Origin of the sequence: Micromonospora sp. NPDC050417, from assembly GCF_044458865.1 — a bacterium.
Taxonomy (GTDB): Bacteria; Actinomycetota; Actinomycetes; order Mycobacteriales; family Micromonosporaceae; genus Micromonospora_G.
This window is the reverse complement of the sequence record NZ_JBITIH010000008.1, coordinates 64,886-88,781: the sequence shown is the minus strand read 5'-3', so window position 1 is coordinate 88,781 and position 23,896 is coordinate 64,886. Positions and strand designations below refer to the sequence as shown.

At 69.9% G+C, this 23,896-nt stretch carries 15 protein-coding genes; 11 read left to right on the top strand and 4 right to left on the bottom strand.

Going from position 1 to position 23,896, the window contains the following annotated elements; translation table 11 throughout:
- Window positions 1-9: 9 nt before the first annotated feature.
- Both ACIBF5_RS12660 and glgA read right to left on the bottom strand, forming a co-directional pair.
- Window positions 10-2,028, bottom strand: coding sequence for an alpha-1,4-glucan--maltose-1-phosphate maltosyltransferase (locus tag ACIBF5_RS12660; RefSeq protein WP_396810989.1), 2,019 nt, complete (start codon window positions 2,026-2,028; stop codon window positions 10-12).
- 87 nt (window positions 2,029-2,115) lie between these two features.
- Window positions 2,116-3,348 (bottom strand): glycogen synthase, encoded by a 1,233-nt coding sequence (glgA, locus tag ACIBF5_RS12655; protein ID WP_396810987.1) that lies wholly within the window; start codon window positions 3,346-3,348, stop codon window positions 2,116-2,118.
- A gap of 72 nt (window positions 3,349-3,420) precedes the next feature.
- On the opposite strand from glgA, the gene glgC reads away from it, so the two are divergent.
- From glgC to ACIBF5_RS12635, 4 genes are all read left to right on the top strand, one after another.
- Entirely contained in the window at window positions 3,421-4,653 is a 1,233-nt protein-coding gene (glgC, locus tag ACIBF5_RS12650) for a glucose-1-phosphate adenylyltransferase (RefSeq protein ID WP_396810985.1), read from the top strand.
- A 68-nt stretch (window positions 4,654-4,721) separates the two neighbouring features.
- Window positions 4,722-6,368 carry a phosphoglucomutase (alpha-D-glucose-1,6-bisphosphate-dependent) gene (pgm, locus tag ACIBF5_RS12645; RefSeq protein WP_396810983.1) on the top strand — a complete coding sequence of 549 codons (1,647 nt, stop codon included), beginning with the start codon at window positions 4,722-4,724 and terminating at the stop codon, window positions 6,366-6,368.
- 76 nt (window positions 6,369-6,444) lie between these two features.
- On the top strand, window positions 6,445-7,449 hold the full coding sequence (locus ACIBF5_RS12640; RefSeq protein WP_396810981.1) for an ATP-binding cassette domain-containing protein: 1,005 nt from the start codon (window positions 6,445-6,447) through the stop codon (window positions 7,447-7,449).
- Complete coding sequence (locus ACIBF5_RS12635; RefSeq protein WP_396810979.1) at window positions 7,446-8,285, top strand: ABC transporter permease; 840 nt, start codon at window positions 7,446-7,448, stop codon at window positions 8,283-8,285. Before ACIBF5_RS12640 ends, ACIBF5_RS12635 begins: the two co-directional genes overlap by 4 nt.
- Window positions 8,286-8,352: 67 nt before the next feature.
- On the opposite strand, the gene ACIBF5_RS12630 is transcribed toward ACIBF5_RS12635, so the two are convergent.
- Window positions 8,353-9,408 (bottom strand): LacI family DNA-binding transcriptional regulator, encoded by a 1,056-nt coding sequence (locus ACIBF5_RS12630; RefSeq protein WP_396810977.1) that lies wholly within the window; start codon window positions 9,406-9,408, stop codon window positions 8,353-8,355.
- 15 nt (window positions 9,409-9,423) lie between these two features.
- Window positions 9,424-10,908 carry an FAD-dependent oxidoreductase gene (locus ACIBF5_RS12625; protein ID WP_396810976.1) on the bottom strand — a complete coding sequence of 495 codons (1,485 nt, stop codon included), beginning with the start codon at window positions 10,906-10,908 and terminating at the stop codon, window positions 9,424-9,426.
- Window positions 10,909-11,212: 304 nt separating this feature from the next.
- Between ACIBF5_RS12625 and ACIBF5_RS12620 the strand changes: the two genes are divergently transcribed.
- From ACIBF5_RS12620 to ACIBF5_RS12590, 7 genes are read left to right on the top strand one after another with little or no spacing between them, the layout of a single operon-like run.
- Window positions 11,213-12,886 carry an FAD-dependent oxidoreductase gene (locus tag ACIBF5_RS12620; protein ID WP_396810974.1) on the top strand — a complete coding sequence of 558 codons (1,674 nt, stop codon included), beginning with the start codon at window positions 11,213-11,215 and terminating at the stop codon, window positions 12,884-12,886.
- Between the two features lie 21 nt (window positions 12,887-12,907).
- Window positions 12,908-14,461 (top strand): FAD-dependent oxidoreductase, encoded by a 1,554-nt coding sequence (locus ACIBF5_RS12615; RefSeq protein WP_396810972.1) that lies wholly within the window; start codon window positions 12,908-12,910, stop codon window positions 14,459-14,461.
- A 10-nt stretch (window positions 14,462-14,471) separates the two neighbouring features.
- Entirely contained in the window at window positions 14,472-17,996 is a 3,525-nt protein-coding gene (locus tag ACIBF5_RS12610) for a hypothetical protein (RefSeq protein WP_396810971.1), read from the top strand.
- A gap of 38 nt (window positions 17,997-18,034) precedes the next feature.
- Window positions 18,035-19,645 (top strand): extracellular solute-binding protein, encoded by a 1,611-nt coding sequence (locus ACIBF5_RS12605; protein WP_396810969.1) that lies wholly within the window; start codon window positions 18,035-18,037, stop codon window positions 19,643-19,645.
- A 50-nt stretch (window positions 19,646-19,695) separates the two neighbouring features.
- Window positions 19,696-20,784, top strand: coding sequence for an ABC transporter permease (locus tag ACIBF5_RS12600; RefSeq protein WP_396810967.1), 1,089 nt, complete (start codon window positions 19,696-19,698; stop codon window positions 20,782-20,784).
- Window positions 20,785-20,819: 35 nt separating this feature from the next.
- A complete protein-coding gene (locus tag ACIBF5_RS12595) occupies window positions 20,820-21,728 on the top strand; it encodes a carbohydrate ABC transporter permease (protein ID WP_396810965.1) in 909 nt (302 codons plus the stop codon).
- A 19-nt stretch (window positions 21,729-21,747) separates the two neighbouring features.
- Window positions 21,748-23,889: a hypothetical protein gene (locus ACIBF5_RS12590; protein ID WP_396810962.1), complete on the top strand. Its 2,142-nt coding sequence runs from the start codon at window positions 21,748-21,750 to the stop codon at window positions 23,887-23,889.
- The last annotated feature ends 7 nt before the right edge of the window (window positions 23,890-23,896 follow it).

The following is a 23,896-nucleotide window of genomic DNA, read 5'->3' as shown; positions in this document are numbered from 1 at the left end:
TCAGTGGCGTCATCTCGTCGTCTCGGGGGAGGGGGCGGGGTCGGGTGTGCTCGGCGCGGTGGTCGGGGGTGTGCCGGGGTGTCGCACGGTGAAGACGTGCGCGGGCTGGTGCGGGTCGAGGCCGACCACGTTGTGCTGGCCCCACTCGTACCGGGCGCCGCTCAACTCGTCGTAGACGGTGAACCGGTCGGACCAGTCCAGGCCGAGTGCGGGCAGGTCCAGGCTGAGGTTGGCCCACTGGGCGTGGTAGGGGTCGAGTGAGCAGGCCACCAGCACGGTGTTGCCGGTCTGCGGGTCCCGTTTGGACCAGCAGAGCAGTTGTGGGTTGTCGCTGTGGTGGAACCGCAGGTTGCGCAGCCAGTGCAGCGCCGGGTTCTTTCGGCGTACGGCGTTGAGCCGGGCGATGAACGGGGCCAGGGACCGGCCCTCGGCTTCGGCTGCCGTCCAGTCCCGGGGTCGCAGTTCGAACTTCTCGCTGTTCCGGTACTCCTCGCCGCCGGGCAGTGCCTCGTGTTCGAGGAGTTCGAAGCCGGCGTAGATGCCCCAGGAGGGGGAGAGGAGGCTGGCCAGCACCGTACGGATCTTGAAGATCGACGGTACGCCGTGCTGGAGCGGCTCGGGCAGGATGTCCGGCGTGTTGGGCCAGAAGTTCGGCCGCATGTAGTCCGCCGCCGCCAGCAGTTCGGCGCAGTACTCGCGCAGTTCGTCGGCGCTGTTGCGCCAACTGAAATAGGTGTACGACTGGGTGAAGCCGATCTTGCCGAGGCCGTGCATGACGGCGGGCCGGGTGAACGCCTCGGCGAGGAAGAGCACCTCCGGATCGAGGGCCTTGACCTCGCGGATCAGCCACTCCCAGAAGTCGAACGGTTTGGTGTGCGGGTTGTCCACCCGGAAGATCCGGATGCCCTGCCCGACCCAGTGGGTGACGACCCGCAGGATCTCGGCCCGGATCCCCTCCGGGTCCCGGTCGAAGTCGAGCGGGTAGATGTCCTGGTATTTCTTGGGCGGGTTCTCCGCGTACGCGATCGACCCGTCGGCGAGGGTGGTGAACCACTCCGGGTGTGCGGTCACCCAGGGGTGGTCCGGGGCGGCCTGTAGTGCCAGGTCCATCGCGACTTCGAGGCCGAGTTCGCCGGCCGTGGCGACGAACCGCCGGAAGTCCTCGGCGGTGCCGAGCTCGGGGTGGATCGCGTCGTGACCGCCCTCGGCGGCGCCGATCGCCCAGGGCGAGCCGACGTCGTCGGCCGAGGCGGTCAGGGAGTTGTCGCGGCCCTTGCGGTTGACCCGGCCGATCGGGTGGATCGGCGGCAGGTAGAGCACGTCGAAGCCCATCGCGGCGACGCCCGGCAGTCGGCTGGCGGCGCTGGCGAAGGTGCCGTGTGCGGCCGGATCGCCCTCGGTCGGCGGGGCGATCCCCTCGGAGCGGGGAAAGAACTCGTACCAGGCGGAGAAGAGGGCGCGTGGCCGATCGGTCCAGAGTGGATACTCGTCGCTCCGGGTGACCAGGCGCCGCACCGGGTGTTCCCAGAGCAGCCCGGCCAGGTCGAGGGCGGGGCGCAGGCGCAGGTGCAGCGGTAACTCCGGATCGCGCAGCGCCGCCGCGGCGGCCTTCACGTCGCCTTGTGCGTCGGACGGGACCAGTGCCGACGCGGCGTCCATCAGCGCCGCTCCCTCGGCGAGGTCGTTGCCGAGTTCGGCCACGTCCTGCCCGGCCGCGGTCTTCTTGGTGACCGCGTCGCGCCAGGTCAGGTACGGGTCGTCGAACGCCTCGACGGCGTACGTCCAGGCGCCGACGGCGTCCGGCGCGATGGTCGCGTACCACCGGTCGTCCCACTCGGGGCGCATCCGGGTGAACGGCCGTGACACGCCGTCCGGGCCGGTCCAGACGACGTTGCAGCCGAGCGCCCGATGCCCCTCCCGGTAGGCCCGTGCGCTGACCGGCACCAGTTCGCCCACCACCGCCTTGGCGGGATAGCGACCGCACGCCACCGCCGGGGTGATCTCTTCGATCGGAAACCGTCCCGTCACGGTTGCCAACCTACTGCCCCGGCCGCCCCGCCGCCCGGTTGAAATCCGATCGTCCGGTTCCACCGCAGCCCGGGGCGGTTTCCTTGATCAGGTGACCGGGAGCACCGAGCGGTAGACCCCCATCGTCCGATCGGCGATGGCGTCCCAGGAGAAGTGCTCCACCGCCCGGCTCCGCCCCGCCCTGCCGAACTCGGCCGCCCGGTCCGGGTCCGCGAGCAGGGTGTTGAGCGCCGCCGCCAGGTCGGCGACGAAGCGTTCGGGCACCAGCGGCGTACCGGTGCCGTCGTCGGCCTGTTCGATCCCGACGAGCAGACCGGTCTCCCCGTCGGCGACCACCTCGGGAATGCCGCCGGTGGCGGTGGCGACCACGGCCGTCTCGCAGGCCATCGCCTCCAGGTTGACGATCCCCATCGGCTCGTAGACCGACGGGCAGGCGAAGACGGTGGTGTGGCTCAACACCTGGATCACCTCGTGCTTGGGCAGCATCTCGGCCACCCAGACCACCCCGTCCCGGGTGGCGCGCAGTTCCGCCACCAACGACTCCACCTCGGCCGCGATCTCCGCCGTGTCCGGGGCGCCGGCGAGCAGCACCAGTTGGGTCTCCGGCGGCAGTGACCGGGCCGCCCGGAGCAGGTACGGCAGGCCCTTCTGCCGGGTCACCCGACCGACGTACGTCACGCTCGGTCGGTCCGGGTCCACGCCGAGGCGGCGCAGCACGTCGGTGCCGGGGTCGGGGGCGTACTGCCGGGTGTCGATCCCGTTGTGGACCACCCGGACCCGTTCGGCCGGCACCTCCGGGTAGGCGGCGAGCAGGTCGCGTTTCATACCCGCGGAGACGGCGATCACCGCGTCGGCGGCGCCCAGCGCGGTCCGTTCGCACCAGGAGGAGAGGGCGTAGCCGCCGCCGAGCTGCTCGGCCTTCCACGGCCGCAGCGGCTCCAGGCTGTGCACCGTCACCACGTGCGGCACCCCGTGCAGCAGCTTGGCGACGTGGCCGGCGAGGTTGGCGTACCAGGTGTGGCTGTGCACCAGGTCGGTGCCGGCGCATCCGGCGGCCATGGCCAGGTCGACGCCCATGGTGCGCAGCGCCGGGTTGGCGCCGGCCAGCTCGACCGGCTCGGGGTACGCGGTCACCCCGGCGGGGTCGTCCGGGCCGGTACGCGGCGCGCCGAAGCAGTGCACCCGCAGGTCGGCCAGGCGGCGCAGTTCCCGGGCGAGGTACTCCACGTGCACCCCGGCTCCGCCGTACACCTCGGGCGGGTACTCGCGGGTGAGCAGGTCGATCCGGAGTCGTCCGTCGTACGGAGCGGTTTCGGCCACGTTCCGCACACTAGTCCAGCATGTTGCCTCGTACGACTGGTGCGAACGGCTGGCTGTGGTTAGCGTCGGTACATGTCGCCGAAGGTCCTCGCCATCGTCCTGGCCGGCGGCGAGGGCAAGCGCCTGATGCCGCTCACCGCCGACCGGGCCAAGCCGGCCGTGCCGTTCGGCGGCATGTACCGAATGATCGACTTCGTTCTCTCCAACCTGGCCAACGGCGGTTATCTCAAGATCGTCGTGCTGACCCAGTACAAGTCGCACTCACTCGACCGGCACGTCACCATGACCTGGCGGATGTCGAACCTGCTCGGCAACTACGTCGCCCCGGTCCCCGCCCAGCAGCGCCGTGGACCCTGGTGGTTCGCCGGCTCGGCGGACGCGATCTACCAGAGCTTCAACCTGATCAACGACGAGAAGCCGGACTACGTGATCGTGTTCGGCGCGGACCACATCTACCGGATGGACCCCCGGCAGATGGTGGCCGACCACATCGCCTCCGGAGCCGGCGTCACCGTCGCCGGGATCCGCCAGCCGCTGCACCAGGCCGACCAGTTCGGTGTCATCGAGGTGGGACCCGACGGCCGCCGGATCCAGGCGTTCCGGGAGAAGCCCACCGACGCCCGGGGGCTGCCGGACGCACCGGGGGAGATCTACGCCTCGATGGGCAACTACGTCTTCACCACCAAGGTGCTCTGCGAGGCGGTCGAGCGCGACGCGGCGGACAAGGCCAGCCGGCACGACATGGGCGGCAGCATCATCCCGATGCTCGTCGACCGGGGCGAGGCGAACGTCTACGACTTCCGCGACAACGAGGTGCCGGGCAGCACCGAGCGGGACCAGGGCTACTGGCGCGACGTCGGGACGCTCGACTCGTTCTACGAGGCGCACATGGACCTGATCGCCATCCACCCGATCTTCAACCTCTACAACTCGGCCTGGCCGATCTACACCGACCACCCGCCGTGGCCACCGGCGAAGTTCGTGCATGGCTGGCAGGAGCGGGTGGGACGCGCCGTGGGCTCGATGATCTCGCCCGGCGTGGTGGTCTCCGGGGCGCTGGTGGAGAACTCGGTGGTCTCGCCGAACGTGCGGGTGAACTCGTGGGCGCACGTCGAGGGCTCGGTGCTGATGGAGGGCGTGGACATCGGCCGGCACGCGGTGGTGCGCAACGCGATCCTGGACAAGAACGTGGTGGTCCCCGAGGGGGCCGAGATCGGCGTCGACCTGGAGCGTGACCGGGCCCGCTACACCGTCTCCGAGGCCGGGATCGTCGTCATCGGAAAGGGCCACCGGGTCGAGCCGTAAGGTCAGCTCATACACTCGGCGCCGCAGCACAGCAGGCTCCGCGCCAGAGCCAGGAGGAGAACACGCCGATGTCGGTCCACGCCCGCGCCGGTCAGCCCGCGTCACCCGGTGACCTGGTCGACGTACCGCACCTCGTCACCGCGTACTACACCGAGCACCCCGACCCGGCCGACCCCGGCCAACAGGTCGCGTTCGGCACGTCCGGGCACCGCGGGTCGAGTCTGAGCACCGCGTTCAACGCCGACCACATCGCCGCGATCACGCAGGCCACCTGCGAATACCGGCGCGAACAGGGGGTCGACGGCCCGCTCTTCCTGGCTCGGGACACGCACGCGCTCTCCGAACCGGCGACGGTGACCGCGCTGGAGGTGCTGGCCGCCAACGGGGTGACCGTGCTGATCGACAGTCGGGACGGCTACACCCCCACCCCGGCGCTCTCACACGCGATCCTGACCCACAACCGGGGTCGGACCAGCGGCCTCGCCGACGGCATCGTGGTCACCCCGTCGCACAACCCGCCGAGCGACGGTGGCTTCAAGTACAACCCCACCCACGGCGGGCCGGCGGACACCGACGCCACCCGCTGGATCCAGGACCGGGCCAACCAACTCCTGACCGACGGGCTCGCCGGGGTGCAGCGGATCCCGTACGCGCGGGCCCGGGCGGCGCAGACCACCGGCCGGTACGACTTCCTCGGCGCGTACGTCGACGACCTGCCCTCGGTGGTCGACCTGGCGGCGGTCCGGGCGGCCGGGGTGCGGATCGGCGCCGACCCGCTCGGTGGGGCGAGCGTCGGCTACTGGGGGGAGATCGCCGAGCGGCACAAGCTGGAGCTGACCGTGGTCAATCCGGCCGTCGACCCGACCTGGCGGTTCATGACCCTGGACTGGGACGGCAAGATCCGGATGGACTGCTCGTCGCCGTACGCGATGGCCTCGCTGATCGCCGCGCGGGCCGACTACCAGATCGCCACCGGCAACGACGCTGACGCTGACCGGCACGGCATCGTCACGCCGGACGCCGGACTGATGAACCCCAACCACTATCTGACCGTCGCCATCGCGCACCTGTTCCGGACCCGCTCGCAGTGGTCCCCGCAGGCCGCGATCGGCAAGACGCTGGTCTCCTCCTCGATGATCGACCGGGTCGCGGCCGACCTCGGGCGCACCCTCATCGAGGTGCCGGTGGGCTTCAAGTGGTTCGTCCCGGGGCTGCTGGACGGCTCGGTGGGGTTCGGCGGCGAGGAGAGCGCGGGCGCCTCCTTCCTACGCCATGACGGCTCGGTCTGGACCACCGACAAGGACGGCATCCTGCTCTGCCTGCTCGCCGCGGAGATCCAGGCGAGCACCGGCCGCTCCCCGAGCGAGCACTACGCCGATCTGGTGGCCCGGTTCGGCGAGCCGGCGTACGCCCGGATCGACGCCCCGGCCGACCGGGCGCAGAAGGCGGCGCTGAGCAAGCTGTCGCCGGAGCAGGTGACCGCGACCGAACTCGCCGGTGAGCCGATCACCGCGACGCTGACCAACGCGCCGGGCAACGGGGCGCCGATCGGCGGGTTGAAGGTCACCACCGAATCCGGTTGGTTCGCCGCCCGCCCGTCCGGCACCGAGGACGTCTACAAGATCTATGCGGAGTCGTTCCAGGGCCCGGAGCACCTGACCCGGATCCAGGAGGAGGCCCGCGCCCTCGTCACCGAGGTCCTCGACAAAGCCTGACCATACGAAAGGAAGGGGCCCTTGTTATCGCCTAGGCGATAACAAGGGCCCCTTCCTTTCGCTTTTAAGCGGCTGAATGTCCGACCGGGTTGGTATAACGGTGGGCGTGGATTTTGCCATTGAAACGTCCGGACTTGTGAAGATATTTGGCGCCAATCGGGCGGTCGACGGTGTTGACCTTGCGGTGCCGGCCGGCACGGTCTACGGATTCCTCGGGCCGAACGGCGCGGGAAAGACCACCACCATCCGGATGCTCGCCACCCTGTTACGCCCGGATGGCGGCACGGGGCGGGTCTTCGGACACGACATCGTCCGCGAGGCCGACGCCGTACGCGCCCGGGTCGGCCTGACCGGGCAGTACGCCTCGGTCGACGACGAACTGACCGGCCGGGAGAACCTGCTGATGCTCGCCCGGCTGCTCGGCTTCGGTTGGGGGGCGGCGGGGCGGCGGGCCGACGAGCTGCTGGCCGCGTTCGGGCTGACCGAGGCGGCCGGGCGGCTGGTCAAGACATACTCCGGCGGGATGCGGCGCCGGCTCGACATCGCGGCGAGCATCGTGGTCACCCCGGATCTGCTCTTCCTGGACGAGCCGACCACCGGTCTCGACCCGCGCAGCCGCAACCAGGTCTGGGACATCGTCCGGGCGCTGGTCGCCTCCGGCACCACCGTGCTGCTCACCACGCAGTACCTGGAGGAGGCGGACCAGCTCGCGGACCGGATCGCGGTGATCGACCACGGGCGGGTGATCGCCGAGGGGACCAGCGGCGAACTCAAGGCGTCGGTCGGTGCCGGCGCCGTACGGGTCCGGCTGCGTGAGGCCGAGCAGCGGACCGCGGCCGAGCTGGTGCTCACCGAGGCGCTGGGCGTGCCGGTGGTGCTGGAGTCCGACCCGCTGGCCCTCTCGGCCCGGGTCGCCGACCCGGCACGGGTGGCGACCGCGCTCACCGAGCTGACCCGGGCCGGGCTCGCGGTCACCGACTTCTCGCTCGGGCAGCCGAGTCTCGACGAGGTCTTTCTCGCCCTGACCGGCCACCCCGCCGAGGACGGCGCCCAGGAGAGCATCGAGGAGGTGCCGGTATGACCAGTACGACGACGACCGCCCGTCCGGTGGACGAGGACGCGCTGCGGGCGGTGCTCGCCACCCGCTCCCGTCCGCCCAGGCCGAGCGCGCTCTCCGCCTCGGTGACCTTCGGCTGGCGGGCCATGCGCAAGATCCGGCACGTGCCGGAGCAGCTCTTCGACGTCACCATCTTCCCGGTGATGCTGACGCTGATCTTCACCTATCTGCTCGGCGGTGCGCTGGCCGGTTCACCTCGCGACTACCTGCAATATCTGCTGCCGGGCATCCTGCTCCAGACCGTCGTCATGATCACCATGTACACCGGGATGACGCTGAACAACGACATCACCAAGGGGATCTTCGACCGGTTCCGTACGCTGCCGATCTGGCGGCCGTCGGCGATCGTCGGCGCCCTGCTCGGCGATGCCCTCCGCTACGCCCTCGCCTCCGCCGTGGTCATCGGACTGGGGCTGGCCCTCGGCTTCCGCCCCGGTGGCGGCGCGATCGGCGTGCTGCTCGGGGTGCTCCTGGTGCTGCTCTTCTCGTTCAGCCTGACCTGGGTCTGGACCATGTTCGGCCTGCTGCTGCGGACACAGAACTCGGTGATGGGGGTGAGCATGCTGGTGCTCTTCCCGCTCACCTTCGGCAGCAACATCTTCGTCGACCCGAGCACCATGCCGGGCTGGTTGGAGGCGGCGGTGCGGGCCAACCCGATCAGTCACGCGGCGACCGCGGTCCGCGGCCTGATGGCCGGCGAGGCCACCACCGGCCAGATCGGTGCGGTCCTGCTCGCCTGCCTGGTCCTGGTCGGGATCTTCGGCCCGGTCACCATGTACCTCTACCGCAACAAGCGCTGACGGCGGTGCACGCCCACCGGTCGTCCGGACCTGAGCCGGGCCAGGACGACCGGTGAGCGGACCCGACTCAGAGCACCCGGGGTGGGGCGACGGTCGATCCGAGAGTGTGCGTGCAGGGGAGCAGGATCTGCTGTTCGTGATCTCCTGTCGGGTCGGTGAGCAGCGAGGTGAGTAGTCGTACCGCCCGGCGTCCCATCGCGTTGCGGGGGATCCGCAGCGAGGCCCACCGCTCGTTCCCCTCCTCGGCGGGGACGTCGACCAGCAGGATGACCGAGAGGTCCTGTGGAATGCTCAGGCCGCGCAGGCGGATCATGGCGGCCAGGACGCGCAGCAGGCTGACCGACTCGACCAGGATGGCGGTGGCACCCGCCCGGACCGTGTCGTCGAGCCACTGGGCGGTCAGCTCCTCCGGCCGGCCGATCGCCGGTGCGGGGATGGCGAGTCCGAAGCGGTCCAGTGCCGCCGCGAAGCCCTCCCAACGATCGACCTGTGGCTCGTAGCGCACCGCCTCGCCGAGGTACGCGAAGGTACGGTGCCCCATCGCCACCAGGTCGTCGACGATCCGTCCGGTCGCCCCCCGGTAGTCGCCGCCGACGTAGGCGATCTCCGTCCCGGGCACTTCACGGTGCCCGATGTAGACGAAGGGGTGTCCGTCACCGGCGAGTTGGGCGAGGTCGTCCCGGTTGGCGTGGTGACCGAGCAGCAGGCTGCCCGCCGCCTGCCGGAGCCCGTTGACCGAGCCCTGGTAGATGCGACGGACGCCGTCCTCGTTCTGGGCCGCGGTGAACAGCACCAGGTTGCAGCCCTCGATCCCAGCCTGCTCCTCGATCCCCTTGAGGAACTCGAAGTAGTAGTCGCGGGCACTGGTGGGAAAGATCGGTTCGAAGGTGTGCACGCCAAGCAGAAGTGGTGCGTTGCGGGTGCCGGTTCCGCCGGTGCGCTGCGGCCCGACCGAGGTGTAGCGCAGCCGGCGGGCCGCGCTGAGCACCCGCCGCTGAGTCTCGGTCGAGATCCTCGCGAGGTCTCCGGAGCCGCTGAGCACCATGGACACGGTCGACTGGGAGACGCCGGCCTCGCGCGCGATGTCCGCCTGGCGCGAGCTGCGGCTGCGTGGTTTTGTCACGCTCTCATCCTCCTACTAGACCGATGGCGGCCAGGTCAGGATCGCACCGGCTCGGGTCAGTTCCTTGCGTAGCTCCTCGTAGTCGACGTTTTGCACGGCCACCTTGCCGGTGCTGGCCAGTCCGGCAGCCGCGCCGGCCGCCTCGCCGAGCATCATGAACACCGGCTCCATCCGGACCGTCGCGAAGGCGATGTGCGAGGCGGAGATCGCCGAGGCGACGATGAGGTTCGCGCACTCGCCGGCCCGGGGAATCAGCGAACGGTACGACACACCGAGCGGGATGGTGAGCGGGTGCTGCACGTTGCCCTCGTTGCGTACCTCCCCGTCGCGCAGGACCCGCTTGGCGTTGTGCGAGTCCATCACGTACGTCGCGAGGGCTACCGGGTCGGGGGCGCGTACCCGGCCGGTGGCGTCGTGTTGCGTGATCACGTGCTCGGAGACCATTCGTCGGGCCTCCCGGATGTAGAGCTGGTGTGGCCAGTGCGAGGTGTCGGCGAACTGGCTCGGGGCGAGCCCGTACTCACGGGTCGCGTCCCGTACCGGCGCCGGCAGGCGGGGGTCGTTGGCCAGGAAGTGGAGGAGTCCGGCCTGGTAGCGGACGTGGTCCTGGAAGATCTCCTCCCGTCGGGCGTGGTCGGCCTCCGGCCAGTCGTAGTTGGCGCCGATGTGGTCGGAGGAGAAGGCGCCGTGGTTGTTCATGTCGAACACGTCGCCGCGTACGCGGGTGGTGCGGCCGTACAGCTCGTAGACGCCCGCCTCGATGTAGCGCCGCAGGAGTTCGTACCGGTCAGGGTCGTAGCCCTCCGGCCGGGGGAACGGGATGCGCTTGGCGGACGTGGTGACGTGCAGCCGGAAGTTGTACGCCTGGACCCGCCGGTCGCCGTCGCCGACGGTGCCGTACGGGTCGGGCGAGATGCCGGGCAGTAGTCCGCTGCCGGGCTGACCGGGTACGACGTACGGGTCGACGGGTCGTTCGAACTGATGGTTGACGCTGTGTTGCACCCCGGCGTTCGGCTCGCCGTACTGTGCCGAGGATTCGCGGCCGACGGTGTAGGTGACTCCCGCCTGGGCCATGAGGTCGCCCTCGTAGGACGCGTCGACGAAGACCGTGGCCTGGAACCTGCTGCCGTCGTCGGTACGAAGTTCGACCAGCCGGTCGAATTCGCGTCGTACGTCGCGCAGCGGCTGCCGCCGGAACACCCGTACGCCCGCTTCGGCGAGCCAGGTCTCGAAGATCTCCTCGGCGACGGAGCCCTCGACGTCCCAGTGCGGGTCCGGCGCCTGGTAGACCGCCGCGACCTGCCGGTAGAAGGTGCGGGCGAGGCCGCCGACCGCGGCGGCCCGGCCGACATCGGTGGTGCCCAGCCCGGAGGCGCTCATTCCGCCGATGTGGTCGCCGAAGGCGAGCAGGACGACCGACAACCCGCCGCGCGCGGCACGGACCGCGGCGGTCACCCCGCCAGAGGTCGCGCCATAGACGACCACGTCCGCTTCGACCACTTCGGACCCGGTTGGGGAGGTCCAGGGGTGGTGTGACGGACGGTAGTGATACAGGCCGGGCAGAGCGGGTGCTGATGTCATGGATCTGGTTTTAACATGAGCATCGACGGCAGTGAAGAGCAAATATTTGCTAATAACTTTGTCTCTACATGACGGCAAAACTGCTGCCGAAACCTCTTGACATCAGATCGACGATCGGATGTAACGTAGCCGCAATCCTTTTGCCGGCGCTGAAGCGCAAATAGATTAGCAATCTCTGGGGTGTGCTGAGGATGACTACGAAGTGGACACGAGGAGCGCGGTCATGAGCAGGGACGTCGAGGTGCTGACCGATCTGCTGGTGGTCGGCGGCGGTCTGGGTGGGGTCTCCGCCGCTCTCACCGCCGCACGGCTCGGCCGTCGGGTGGTGCTGACCGAGGAAACCGACTGGCTCGGGGGACAGTTGACCGCGCAGGCGGTCCCCTCCGACGAACATCCCTGGATCGAGACCGAGCACATCTCCGCCGGCTACCGCGACCTGCGCAACCGCATCCGGGACTACTACCGGCGCAACTACCCGCTGCGTCCCGAGGCCGCGGCCAACCCCACTCTCAACCCCGGGCTCGGCAACGTCAGCCGGCTCTGCCATGAACCACGGGTCGGCGTCGCGGTCATCGACGAACTGCTCATGCCGTACATCTCGGCCGGTCGGATCAGGGTGCTCTACGAGAACGTACCGGTGGCGGCCGAGACCGACGGCGACCGGATCACCTCGGTCACCCTGGAGAGCCGCCGCACCGGAGTGCGGACCACGGTCAGCGCCCGCCTGGTCGCCGACGCCACCGAACTCGGTGACCTGCTCGAACTGGCCGGAGTCGAGCACGTGGTCGGGGCCGAGTCCCAGGACGAGACCGGAGAGCGGTACGCGGCGCCGGTCGCCGACCCGACCGACCAGCAGGCCATCACCTGGTGCTTCCCCCTGGAGTACCGACCGGGTGAGGACCACGTGATCGACCGCCCCGCCTCGTACGACCACTGGAAGACCCACGTGGACCCGTTCTGGCCCGGCCCCCAGCTCTCCTGGGAAAAGATCGACATCCACACGATGAGCGGGCGGGTCAACCACATCTTCGAGGGCGACACCGACGCGGTTCGCCTCCCCGACCTGTGGCACTTCCGGCGCATCCGGGCCCGCTCACAGTTCGACCCGGCCCTGGTGGACAGCGACATCTCCCTGGTCAACTGGCCCAACACCGACTACTGGGAGGCGCCGCTGGTCGGGGCCGACGTGGACGCGCAGGCCCGCGAGCACGCCCTGCGGCGGTGCAAGGAACTCTCCCTGTCGTACCTCTACTGGATGCAGACCGAGGCCCCTCGGCACGACGACGGGCACGGCTACCCGGGGCTGCGGTTGCGCCCCGACCTGACCGGTACCGAGGACGGTCTCGCCAAGCACGTCTACGTCCGGGAGTCCCGGCGGATCAAGGCCCGCTTCACCGTGCTGGAACAGCACGTCTCGGTCACCGACCGGCCCGCCGGGGCCGGATCCGAGGTCTTCCGTGATGCGGTCGGCGTCGGCCACTACAACATCGACCTGCACCCGAGCACCGCCGGCATCAACTACGTGAACCTGGAGTGCTACCCCTTCCAGATCCCGCTCGGTGCGCTGGTGCCGGTACGCGTGCGCAACCTGCTGCCGGCGAACAAGAACATCGGCACCACGCACATCACCAACGGCTGCTACCGGCTGCACCCCGTCGAGTGGAGCATCGGCGAGGCGGTCGGCGCCCTGGCCGCGTTCTGCCTCGACCGCGACACCGAACCACATGCCGTGGCCGATTCCACGAGCCTGACCGGGGAGCTTCAGGGCCTGCTCACCACCACCCTGGGAATCCCGGTGGCCTGGCCGGACGAGATCCGGCGCACCCGACCCTCGCAGGCTGGCAAGGGCGCCACACCGGTGCTCGCCCCGCCCCTGCCCCGCGTACCCACGGCCTGACCGGAAGAGGAAGCAACGGACATGGGAGAACGAACGGTGACCACCGCCGGCCAGCGCACCCCCGACGGCGACGACAACTACGACGTCATCATCTACGGCGCCACCCTCGCCGGCATCATGGCCGCGCTGCGGCTGCGGCTGCGCGGACTGAGCGCCCTGATCCTGGAGCCGACCGGGCACGTCGGCGGTGTGGTCGCGGGCGGGCTGGTGAAGTCGGACGCGCCGAACATCATCGCCGCCCTCGCCGGGCTCACCCACACGCGCTACTTCGAGGGGATCGGCGCCGAGTACGGCAAGGACGGCGCGGAGTACCGGTTCGAGCCGAAGGTCGCCGAGCGGGTGGCCCAGCGGCTGCTCGACGAGGCGAAGGCGACCGTCCTGGTCGGACACCGCATCCACGGCCCCGACGACCTGGAGATGCGGGGCCGGCGGATCCGGGGCGTGCGGACCGCGCACGGTTGGGAACGGGCCCGCTTCTTCATCGACGCCAGCTACGAGGGCGACCTGATGGCGGCGGCCGGGGTGCCGTACACCTTCGGACGCGAGTCCGCCGACCAGTACGACGAGCCGTTCGCCGGCTTCCAACCGGTGCAGGCGCTGCGTCGGAAGGTGTTCCGCCCGAACACCGGCTACCCGGTCGGACCGGTGCCGGACATGAAGGCGGGCGAGGCCGACGACAAGACCCAGGCGTACAACTTCCGGGGTGTGCTGTCCCGCAACGCCGACCGGATGCCGTTCACCAGGCCGGACGACTACGACCCGGGGCTCTACCTCCACCTGCGGGCGATGCTGGAACAGCGCGGCGTCACCGGGCTCTCCGACATCGTCACCCACACCGCGTTGCTGCCGAACAACAAGTACCAGACCAACCAGGCCCTCTTCATCGGCTTCGACCTGCCGGGCGCCTCCTGGGCCTACCCGGACGGCACCTGGCAGCGCCGCGACGAGGTCATCGCCGAGCAGGTCCGGTGGCATCGGGGGATGCTGTACTGGCTCGCCAACGACCCGTCGCTACCGGAGTCGTTCCGCGTCGACACGCAGACCTTCGGCCTGCCGCCGGACGAGTTCGTGGACAGCCCGTACGGGCACGGCTTCCCGCACGCCCTCTACGTCCGCGAGGGACGCCGGATGGTCGGCGCGAAGGTCCTGACCCAGCACGACCTGCTCAAGCCGAACAACACCAAGGACAGCTCGGTCTGCTGCTGGAAGTACGGCATGGACTGCCATGTCGTGCAGTACTACACCGAGGGGGACGACACGATCGTCGGCGAGGGCACGCTCAGCGGCACCGAGTACAACCCGCCGGTCGACCTCTACCAGATCCCGGCCGAGGTGCTCTTCCCCGCCCGTGGTGGCGTCGAGAACATCGCCGTACCGGTCTGCTTCTCGGCCTCGCACGTCGGGTTCAGCTCACCTCGGATGGAACCGAACTACGGCATGCTCGGTGAGGCGTGCGGCGAGCTCGCCGCCCAGTCGATCCAGGCCGACCGTCCGGTGCAGGAATACCGGTACGCCGAGCTGGCCTCGGCGTTGGAGGAGTACGGCAGCGTGCTCTCCCTCCCGGAACTGCACTGAGATGGCCGCCGTGTCCGTGCAGACCGTCGCGTCGCCGCTGACCCTCGCCGTTGCCGGCGTGGACCTGCCGGCGTTCCAACCCGGGCCGTTGAACGCCTCCACCGGGTGGCGACCGCACCGGGTCGAGCTAGCGTTCCGGATCGAATCTGGCCCGGCACCGGCCGGTGGCTGGCTGCTCCGGTTGGAGTTCGCCGCCGGCCACGGCCCCTGTCCCGATCTGGAGATAGAGATCGACGGGGCGTACCGTGGCCTGTTCCATCCCTCGGTACGCCGCGAGGACCGGTCCGAGACCTACCGCCACGGCCCGATCGCCGGCGACGTCACGCTCGACGTGCCACTGCCGGCGGCCTGGCTCGTCCCGGGGGAGCACGTCCTCGCGCTGACCACGACCGTCGACCGGGACGCGGCGACCGGCCCGCTCACCGGGGTCGACGACGGAGACGGTGCGCGGCACCGGGAGCAGTTCGGCAACCACTTCGGCAGCGGCATCACCTGGCACCGGCTCACCCTGCTGCCGGCCGGGGCGGAACTGGGTGCCGGGGCCGGTCACGGCCTCGACCTGGTGGCGACCCCGCTCTACCTCGACGCCAACCACGGCGAGCCGGCGGACACCGACCGGGATGCGGGACTGTGTCAGCTACTGGAGCTGACGGTCACGGTGCCAGCCGGCGGGCAGAGTTGGCCACGGCACGCGCTGGTGCGGATCGGTGACGCCAGCCACGATCTGGAGTTGGACCGGCCGGGCCGGCATTTCGGCCAGGTCCGGGTGCGGTTCCCGGTGCCGGAACTCGTCGCCGTGACCGACGCCGAGGTGCGCCTCGACGGTGCCGAGCCGGTCACCTTCGCGCTGCGGCCGGGCCGAAAGTGGACCCTGCACCTCATCCCGCACGTCCACCTGGACGTCGGCTACACCGATCTTCAGGGCAAGGTCCTGGAGCTGCACAGCCGTAACCTCGACCGGGCGTTGGACGCGCTCGACCGACCGGAGCGGTTCGCCTTCTCCGTCGACGGCTCCATGATCATTGATCAGTACCTGGCCACCCGCTCGGATCAGCGGGCCGAGCGGGTGCTCGCCGCGCTGCGCTCGGGCCGGCTGGCGGTGAACGCCTTCCACAGCCTCTTCCTCTCCGGGGTGGCGAGCCTGGAGGAGGTGTACCGGGCCGCCTACCTGGCCGCCCGACTCCGCGCCGAGCACCAGGTGCCGGTGACGTACGCCAACCTCACCGACGTGCCCTCGTACTCCTGGGCGGTCCCGTCGATGCTGCGTGCACTCGGCATCGACGACTTCGTCGGCATCGAGAACCACCACCGTGGCGGCAACGCCGACAGCGACCAGCAGCACCTGGCAAGCCCGGTGATGTGGGAAGGGGTGGACGGCGAACGCGTCCTGACCCACTTCTCCGACACCTACTCCCAACTGCGGTTCATGGTCGGCGACCCGCAGACCATCACCGGCGGGGCGCACTCGTTTCCCCGGCTGCTGGCCCGTTACGAACGCCCCGGCTACCTGCCACACGACCTCGCGGTGATCGGCACCCACGCCGACAACGAGGACCTTGGCGACGGGGACGCCGGCTTCGCCGCCCGGTGGAACGCCGTGTACGCGTACCCGAGGATCCTGGTCTCCACCATTCCCGACTACCTCGACGCGGTCCGTCCGCTCGCCGACCGGCTGCCGGTCTGGCGTGGCGACGGTGGCAGTTACTGGGAGGACGGGGTCGGTACCGGTGCGACCGTGGCGGCCGAGCATCGGCGGGCCCAGAGCGCACTGCCGGCGGCGGAGGCACTGGCCGCCCTGGTGGCCCACCTCGACCCCTCCTACCGGCCGCACCGGGCTGTGCTCGACGCCGCCTGGGAAGGGGCGTTGTACGGCTGCGAGCACACCTGGACCTGGGCTCACGCCAACGCCCACCCGCACGGCGAGCAGGTCGCCGACCAGCTCGACTGGAAGCGGCACCAGGTGCACACCGCGTACCGGTCGGCGGTGGACGAGACCCGCCGGGCGCTCAGCCAACTCGGTGAGCTGGTGACCACGGCCGGCCCGACCCTGCTGGTGCAGAACCCGCTGGGCTGGCGGCGTGACATCGAGGTCGAGGTGGAGGCGAAGGCCGGCACCCCGTTCCTGCTCGACGGTGAACCGCTCGGTGCCGAGGTGCTGGCGGACTGCAACGGGCTGCACCGGTTCCGGGTCACCGTGCCGGACGTTCCGCCCTTCGGCTACCGCACGGTGCCGGTCGGTGGTGCCCGTACCCTCTCGCCCGGCGAGGAGGACGGCGGCGGGGCCACGGGCCTGCCCGCCGAACGGGACGACTGGGGGTCGGTGCCGGCGACGCTGACCACCGAGCGCTGGCAGCTCAGGCTCGACCCGCTCACCGGGGCGGTGCTCGGACTCACCCACCGGTCCACCGGACGCGAACTGCTCGACGACACCTCGCCGTGGCGGCTCGGGCAGGTGCTGCACGTCCTCAACGGTCCCGACTCGCTCACCCGGGGCGACCAGGCCGAGCATTCGCACCCACATCCGCACCATCATTCGGGTACGCCACACGCCCATCCGCCGGCACCGCGTACGACCCTGCTCGGCCGACGCCCGGTGACCGACCGTCCCGAGTTGACGGTCAGCCCGGCGACGATGCGGCCGGTCGGTCTGCGACGCGGCTACGACGGGTGGCGACTGCGCACCGTCGGCACGGCGCCGAGCCTGCCCCGGATCGAGGTCGACATCCTGTTGCGTGACCGGAGCGACCGGATCGACGTGCTGGTCGGGTTCGACAAGGAGCGGGTGCTCGGCAAGGAGTCGGTCTACGTGGCGTTCCCGTTCGCCGCCGACGACCCGACGTTCCGCTACGACCGGCAGCAGGGCTGGGTCGACCCGGCCACCGACCACGCCCCCGGAGCCTGCCACGAGTGGTTCACCACCCAGTACGGCGTGGTCGTCGAGACCGCACCGGCCGGTCCGGCGATTGCCTGGACCTCGGCCGACGCCCCGTTGTTCACGGCGGGGGACATTGTGCGGGGCGCCTGGCCGGAGCGGTTCACACCGGCGACCGGTGGGCTCTTCTCCTGGGTGATGAACAACTACTGGCCCACCAACACCCCGCCGGAGCAGGACGGTTCGCTGACCCTGCGGTACGCCTTCACCCCGCTGCCGGGCTTCGACCCGGTGGCCGCCGGTCGGTTCGCCCGCGAGGTGCGGGCCGCCGCGGTGGCGACCGAGGTGACCCGGCTGGACAAGTTCGACCTCGATCCGAGGCCGCTGGCCGAGCCGGCCGGTTCCCTGCTCGACCTGGACCTGCCCGAGTGGGTGCACGCCACCGTCGCGCAGTCCCGCGACGGCGACGGGCTGCTGCTGCGGCTACAGGACCTGGCCGGCCGGCCGAGCACGTTCGCCCTGCGTCACCCGGCCGGAGCGGCCGGGAGCGCGGTGCTGTGTCACGCCGACGAGCGTGAGATCGCCCGACGGCGGTCTGACCCGGACGGCCGCTTCACCGTTGACCTGCGCCCCTGGCAGGTCATCACGCTCATCCTGCGCTGAGGACATATCTGGCCGTTCACAACAGATGGGAGAGTGCCGTGGTTGACGCGCGTTTCGACAGGCGTCGGTTCCTGACGATGGTCGGTGGTACGGCAGTGGCGGCCGGTACGGGCGGCCTGCTGTCCGCCTGCAACACGGCGGAGTCGGGGCAGCCATCCGGTCCGTCCACCGCCCAGTTGCCCGACTACATCGCCTCGGAGTTGGTCAAGCCGGACCTTCCGGCGACCCCGGAAGGGGTGATGGCGGCGTACTACCGCTACCCCCGGACGCTGGTCGACGCCTTCTCCGACAAGCCCGGTGACGGTGCCGGCGAGGTGTCGATCTTTACGAACATGTTCAACCCGGTGCCTCCGGGCCTCGGTGGCAACGGCTACTGGCAGGAACTCAACAAACGGGTCGGTGCGCAGCTCAACATCACCATGACCCCGTCGGCGGACTACCTGAACAAGTTGTCCACCGTGATCGCTGGTGGTGACCTGCCCGACGTCATGCTGATCTCGGCCCGGTTGACCAAGCGGGCGGACGTGCTGACCCGGCTCTGCGCCGACCTGAGTGGCCTGCTGTCGGGCAGTGCGGTGAAGGACTTCCCGTTCCTGGCCAACATTCCCCGCGACTCGTGGCTCTCCACCGGGTACGGCAGCGGCATCTATGCCATCCCGATCCCCCGGGGGGTGGCCGGCACCATCATGTTCTCCCGGCAGGACCTGATCCGGCAGCGTGGTCTCAACCCGGCCCCCGGCAGCTACCAGGAGTTCCTCGAACTCGCCACGGGGCTGACGAACGCGAAGGCGAACCAGTGGGCGTTCGGTCACCCCAAGGGCGTGATCACCTTTGTCGGCAACATGCTGAACGTGCCGAACGTCTGGCGGGAGGAGGGGGGCGCGTTCACCTCCGAGTTCGAGACCGAGCAGCGTAAGGAGGCGGTCGCCCGGGTTGCCGAGATGTACCGGGCGGGGCTGTTCCACCCGGACGCGATGGGCGGCAAGCTGCAACTGCGTGACCTGTTCGGCAACGGCACGCTCGGCCTCACCTCGGACGGCTACGCGGCCTGGGACATCCTCGCGAACACGTACAAGGTCGAGGTGGGCGGCATCGCGGCCCCGGGCTTCAGCGGGGGCGAGGGCATCAACCGGACCGGCACCCCGACCTTCGCGCTCACCGCGTTCAGGAAGGCCGACCCGGAGCGGCTGCGCAAGCTGCTGCGCATCTGCGACTGGCTGGCCACACCGCTGGGCACCAGCGAGTACATGTTCCGCAAGTTCGGCGTGGAGGGACAGCACTACACCTGGCGCGACGACGTACCGGTCCGGACCGCGCTGGGCAACACCGAGGTCAAGCTCCCGTTGGAGTACGTCGCCGAGGCCCCGCCGATCCTCGGCCCGGCGGAGAAGGCACGGGTGGACGCCCAGCGGGCGTACCAGGAGAAGGTCGTGCCCCGGATGCTGCGTAACCCGGCCGAGGGGCTCTACTCCGACACCTCGATCGACAAGTCCGGTGAACTCAGCAAGATTATCGACAACGTCGAACTGGACATCGTCTCCGGGCGCAAGCCGATCGGCGCCTGGGACGAGGCGGTGGCGCAGTGGCGCCGCGCGGGCGGGGACCAGATCCGGGCCGAGTACGTGGCGGCCCGCGCGAGCCAGGGGTGAGTACGCAGTCGTAGCGGTGTCGGTGTCGGGGCGAATCGGAGGAGCGAGAGATGGCTTCCAGCGGGATGTCACGGAAAACGGGGTTGGCGGTGGACCTACCGGTCGAAGCCGATCCGGGCGGGGACGACACCGGCGGCGCGGGTACGGCCGGACCCGGTGACTCCGCTGGTAAGCCTCCTCCGGCTTCGCCGGCAGCGCCACCCCGGCCGCGTACGCCCTCCAGGTCGCTCGCGTCCTGGCGACGGTTCAAGCGGGACCGGTTCCTGCTGCTGCTCGCCCTGCCCGGAGTCCTCCTGGTGTTGCTGTTCCAGTACGTACCCCTGATCGGCAACGTGATCGCGTTCAAGGACTACCAGCCGTACCTGACCATCTGGGAATCGCCCTGGGTGGGGTTCGACAACTTCGACGTGATCTTCAACGGTGATCCCGCGTTCCTCAACGCGTTGACCAACACGCTGGTCATCTCGTTCCTCCAGATCGCGCTCGTCTTCCCGGTGCCGATCGTGCTGGCCCTGCTGCTGAACAGCCTGCTCAGCGAGCGGATCAAGCGGGTGGTGCAGTCGGTGCTGTACCTGCCGCACTTCATGTCCTGGGTGATCGTGGTGGCGTTGTTCCAGCACATGCTCGGCAACGCCGGCCTCTACAACACCTGGGCCCGGGCGCACGACCTGCCGCTGCTGAGCATCATCGGCGACCCGGACCTCTTCATGGCCCTGATCACGTCCCAGGTGGTCTGGAAGGACGCGGGCTGGGGAACGATCATCTTCCTCGCCGCCATCTCCCGGGTCGATCTGGAACTGTTCGAGGCGGTCGCGGTCGACGGCGGCGGACGACTGCGGCAGCTCTGGCACGTCACCCTGCCGGCCATCCGACCGGTGGTCATCCTGCTGTTCATCCTCAAGCTCGGTGACGTGCTCTCGGTCGGCTTCGAGCAGATCTTCCTCCAGCAGGGGCCGGTCGGCCTGGAGGCGTCGGAGGTGCTCGACACCTACGTCTACAACTACGGAATCGCGGGCGGCAACTGGGGCACATCGGCCGCGGTCGGGCTGGTCAAGGGCCTGGTCGGCGCGGTCCTGGTGCTGGGTGCGAACAAGGTCGCGCACCTGTTCGGGGAGAGAGGGCTGTACGCGAAATGGTGACCCGGACAGAACACCGGCCGCGACCGACGAAGCTGATGCCGGGGGTCTCGCGGGCCCGCCGGCTGCGGACCATCAACGGCGCCAACCCGCCGAGCCCGGCGGTACGGGGACTGAAGGGCGTGGTGCTCTTCGTCGCCTGCGCGTTGGTGCTCACCCCGTTCCTGGCGGTGATCGCCACCTCCCTCGCCGACCAGGCCCAGATCGCCAAGGCCGGCGGGTACGTGCTCTGGCCGGAGAACCCCACCCTCGACGCCTACCGGGCCATCTTCCGCGGTGGCGTGGTGACCCGGGCGACCCTGGTGTCGATCGGGATCACCCTGGTCGGCTCCGGCCTCTCGGTCGTGGTGACCGCGCTGTTGGCGTACTCGCTGTCCCGGCCGGGGAGCTGGGGGCACCGGCCGATCCTGCTCCTGGTGCTCTTCACCATGTTCTTCAACGCCGGCATGATCCCGAACTACCTGCTGATCAAGGAACTCGGGCTGATCGACTCGTACTGGTCGCTGATCCTGCCCGGCCTGACCTCGGCGTTCCAGATCATCATCGTCCGCGCCTTCTTCATGGAGGTGCCGAAGGAGATCATCGACGCGGCCCGGATCGACGGTGCCAGCGAACTGCAGATCCTCACCCGGATCATGCTGCCGCTGTCGAAGGCCGTCATCGCCGTGGTCGCACTCTTCAACGCGGTCAGCTACTGGAGCGCGTTCTTCAACGCGGTCCTGTACATCAACTCCACCGAGAAGTGGCCGCTACAGCTCGTGCTCCGCACGTACGTCATCGACAACACCGCGCTCGGGGCCGCCGACCTCCCCGGCGAGGTCATGCCACCGCAGCAGTCGCTGCAAATGGCGATCCTGGTCGTTTCCCTCATCCCGATCTGCCTGGTCTACCCGTTCCTGCAACGGCACTTCGCCAAGGGTGTCGTGATCGGAGCGGTCAAGGGCTGATCCCCGCAAGGAGGAACAGGTGAAGAAGGAGAACGAGTCCCACCCCGCCGCCCACGAACCGGTCGGTGGCACGCTCAGCCGCCGTACCCTCTCCGCCCTGGGGCTGGCCGGCATGGTCGCGGCCGGCGGGCAGCTCCTCGCCCCGTCGGCCGCCCAGGCCGGGTCGAGGCGGCCGGAGGACGACCGCCGCCCGGCGAAGCGAACGCCGCAGGGCGACCCGGTCGACACCGTCGCGCAACTGCGTCGTACCCGGGGCAGCGCCGGCCACTGGGTGTGGTTGCTGGCCTACCACGGCGACCAGATCGGGCGGGGCGGCGGCGATCTCTACTGGGACGCGGCCAGCACCGAACGGGACAACGGCGGCACCGTCTTCGCCGTCGAGGGCGTTGCCACCGGCCGCTGGAAGCGTCCCGCCACCAACCGGCTCGACCTGGCCTGGTTCGGCTGGACCGGGCGCGGCACCGGGAACGACTCACCCCTGGTCCAGGAGGCGGTGAACGCACTTCCCACCGGTGGCTTCATCGAGGCCGGGCCGGGCAAGGTGCGGCTGGAGCAGACCGTCACGGTGGACCGGGTGCCGATCACGTTCCAGGGCGCCGGCGCCACCGACAACGTCGACTACTCCACCCAGTACGTCGTCGCGACCGGCACCGCCGACGGGTTCCGGCTCAGCGGGGCCAGGGGCGGCGGGATGCGCGACCTACAGGTCCGGGGCGAAGGGCTCACCGGAGGCTACCTGCTCGCCACCGAACGCTCCGGCACCGACGGCAACTACATGCTCTCCTTCGCCAACGTGCGGTTCCGCGACGGTTACAACGGCATGGCCCTGCGGGCCTGCAACACGGTCCGGTTCGTCAACTGCGTGTGGAACGGCTTCGTCGGCGAGCAGGTCATCCTTCTCAACGGGGTCGGGGACAGCAGCCGGGCCGACCCGGTCGAGTTCGTGGAGTGCGGCATCGCCGCCGGCACCGGCAACAACAACACCGACAACCTGGTCATCGACGGACTCGGTGGGTCGATCAAGTTCATCTCCACCGCCCTGCTGTTCGGACGGCACGGCCTCTGGCTGCGTAACACCACCGGCCAGAACACGCCGAAGTTCCTCTACTTCGAGGGCGGCGGCTTCGAGAACGGGCACGGTGTCCCGGTGCTGCTGGAAGCCGGGGCGCAGGTCCACTTCGCCAACACGTACATCTCCGCCGACAACGAGCACGACGACGTCAAGATCGGGCCGGGCTTCGTCGGCAGCGCCACCTTCGTCGGCTGCGTGCTGCGCGGATGTGGCCGCAACGGGCTGGACATCGCCTCCACCCGGGTCACCGTCACCGGCTGCCTCATCGGCAACAACGGTCGGACCGCCCACACCGCCTTCTCCCGGGCGGTCGAGCGGGTCGCCGCGAACCCGTCCGGCGACGTACGGGTCACCACCGCGGTCCCGCACGGCTGGGAGACCGAGGACCGGATCACCGTCTCCGACGTCACCGGCAGCACGGAGGCGAACGGGAAACGGCGGATCACCGTGGTCAGCCCGACCGAGTTCGACCTGGTCGGCGTCAGGTTCGAGCGGGCGTACGCGGGCGGCGGGTCGGCGTACCGGCACGGTGCCGGGATCAACATCCGGTCGACCGCGTCCCGGGTGGTGATCACGGGCAACGTGATCGGCCCCCTCGCCGACGGGATCTCCCGGCAGGACTACGGGATCGTCAACGACGCGACCGACGTACTGGTCAGCAGCAACGACCTGGCCGGTAACACCACCGGTGCGTACCTCAACACCGGGGCGCAGTCCGCGCAGACCCGGTTTGTCGGCAACAAGGGCGTCGAGCAGATCGACGGTTGGTTGAGCGCCCAGATTGTCGGCCCGGTCGCGGACGGGCTCTACGACTTCCGCAACTTCCTCTACCTGGACGGCCAGCGCATCCGGATCACCAAGGTCACCCGGAAACTCGCCGCCGGTGGCTGCACCGTACGGCTGGACGCGGACGGGGCCAGCGCGGGCGGTCCGACGATCGCGGTCTCGACGCAGCTCCAGTCGACGAACGTCAACCCGCCGTACGCCCTCGACGGTGTCGGCGGGCCGAAGCGGCTCCAACTGAGGGTCACCGGCGCCGCCGCCGCGCAGGGGCTTGAGGTGCAGTTCGCGTACCAGATCATTAGCTGAGCGGCCG

What these genes read in the sequence shown, in the direction of transcription:
- glgC (WP_396810985.1), top strand. Translation starts at nt 3,421, where the DNA reads ATGTCGCCGAAGGTCCTCGCCATCGTCCTGGCCGGCGGCGAGGGCAAG.
- pgm (WP_396810983.1), top strand. Translation starts at nt 4,722, where the DNA reads ATGTCGGTCCACGCCCGCGCCGGTCAGCCCGCGTCACCCGGTGACCTG.
- ACIBF5_RS12640 (WP_396810981.1), top strand. Translation starts at nt 6,445, where the DNA reads ATGTCCGACCGGGTTGGTATAACGGTGGGCGTGGATTTTGCCATTGAA.
- ACIBF5_RS12635 (WP_396810979.1), top strand. Translation starts at nt 7,446, where the DNA reads ATGACCAGTACGACGACGACCGCCCGTCCGGTGGACGAGGACGCGCTG.
- ACIBF5_RS12620 (WP_396810974.1), top strand. Translation starts at nt 11,213, where the DNA reads ATGAGCAGGGACGTCGAGGTGCTGACCGATCTGCTGGTGGTCGGCGGC.
- ACIBF5_RS12615 (WP_396810972.1), top strand. Translation starts at nt 12,908, where the DNA reads ATGGGAGAACGAACGGTGACCACCGCCGGCCAGCGCACCCCCGACGGC.
- ACIBF5_RS12600 (WP_396810967.1), top strand. Translation starts at nt 19,696, where the DNA reads ATGGCTTCCAGCGGGATGTCACGGAAAACGGGGTTGGCGGTGGACCTA.
- ACIBF5_RS12595 (WP_396810965.1), top strand. Translation starts at nt 20,820, where the DNA reads ATGCCGGGGGTCTCGCGGGCCCGCCGGCTGCGGACCATCAACGGCGCC.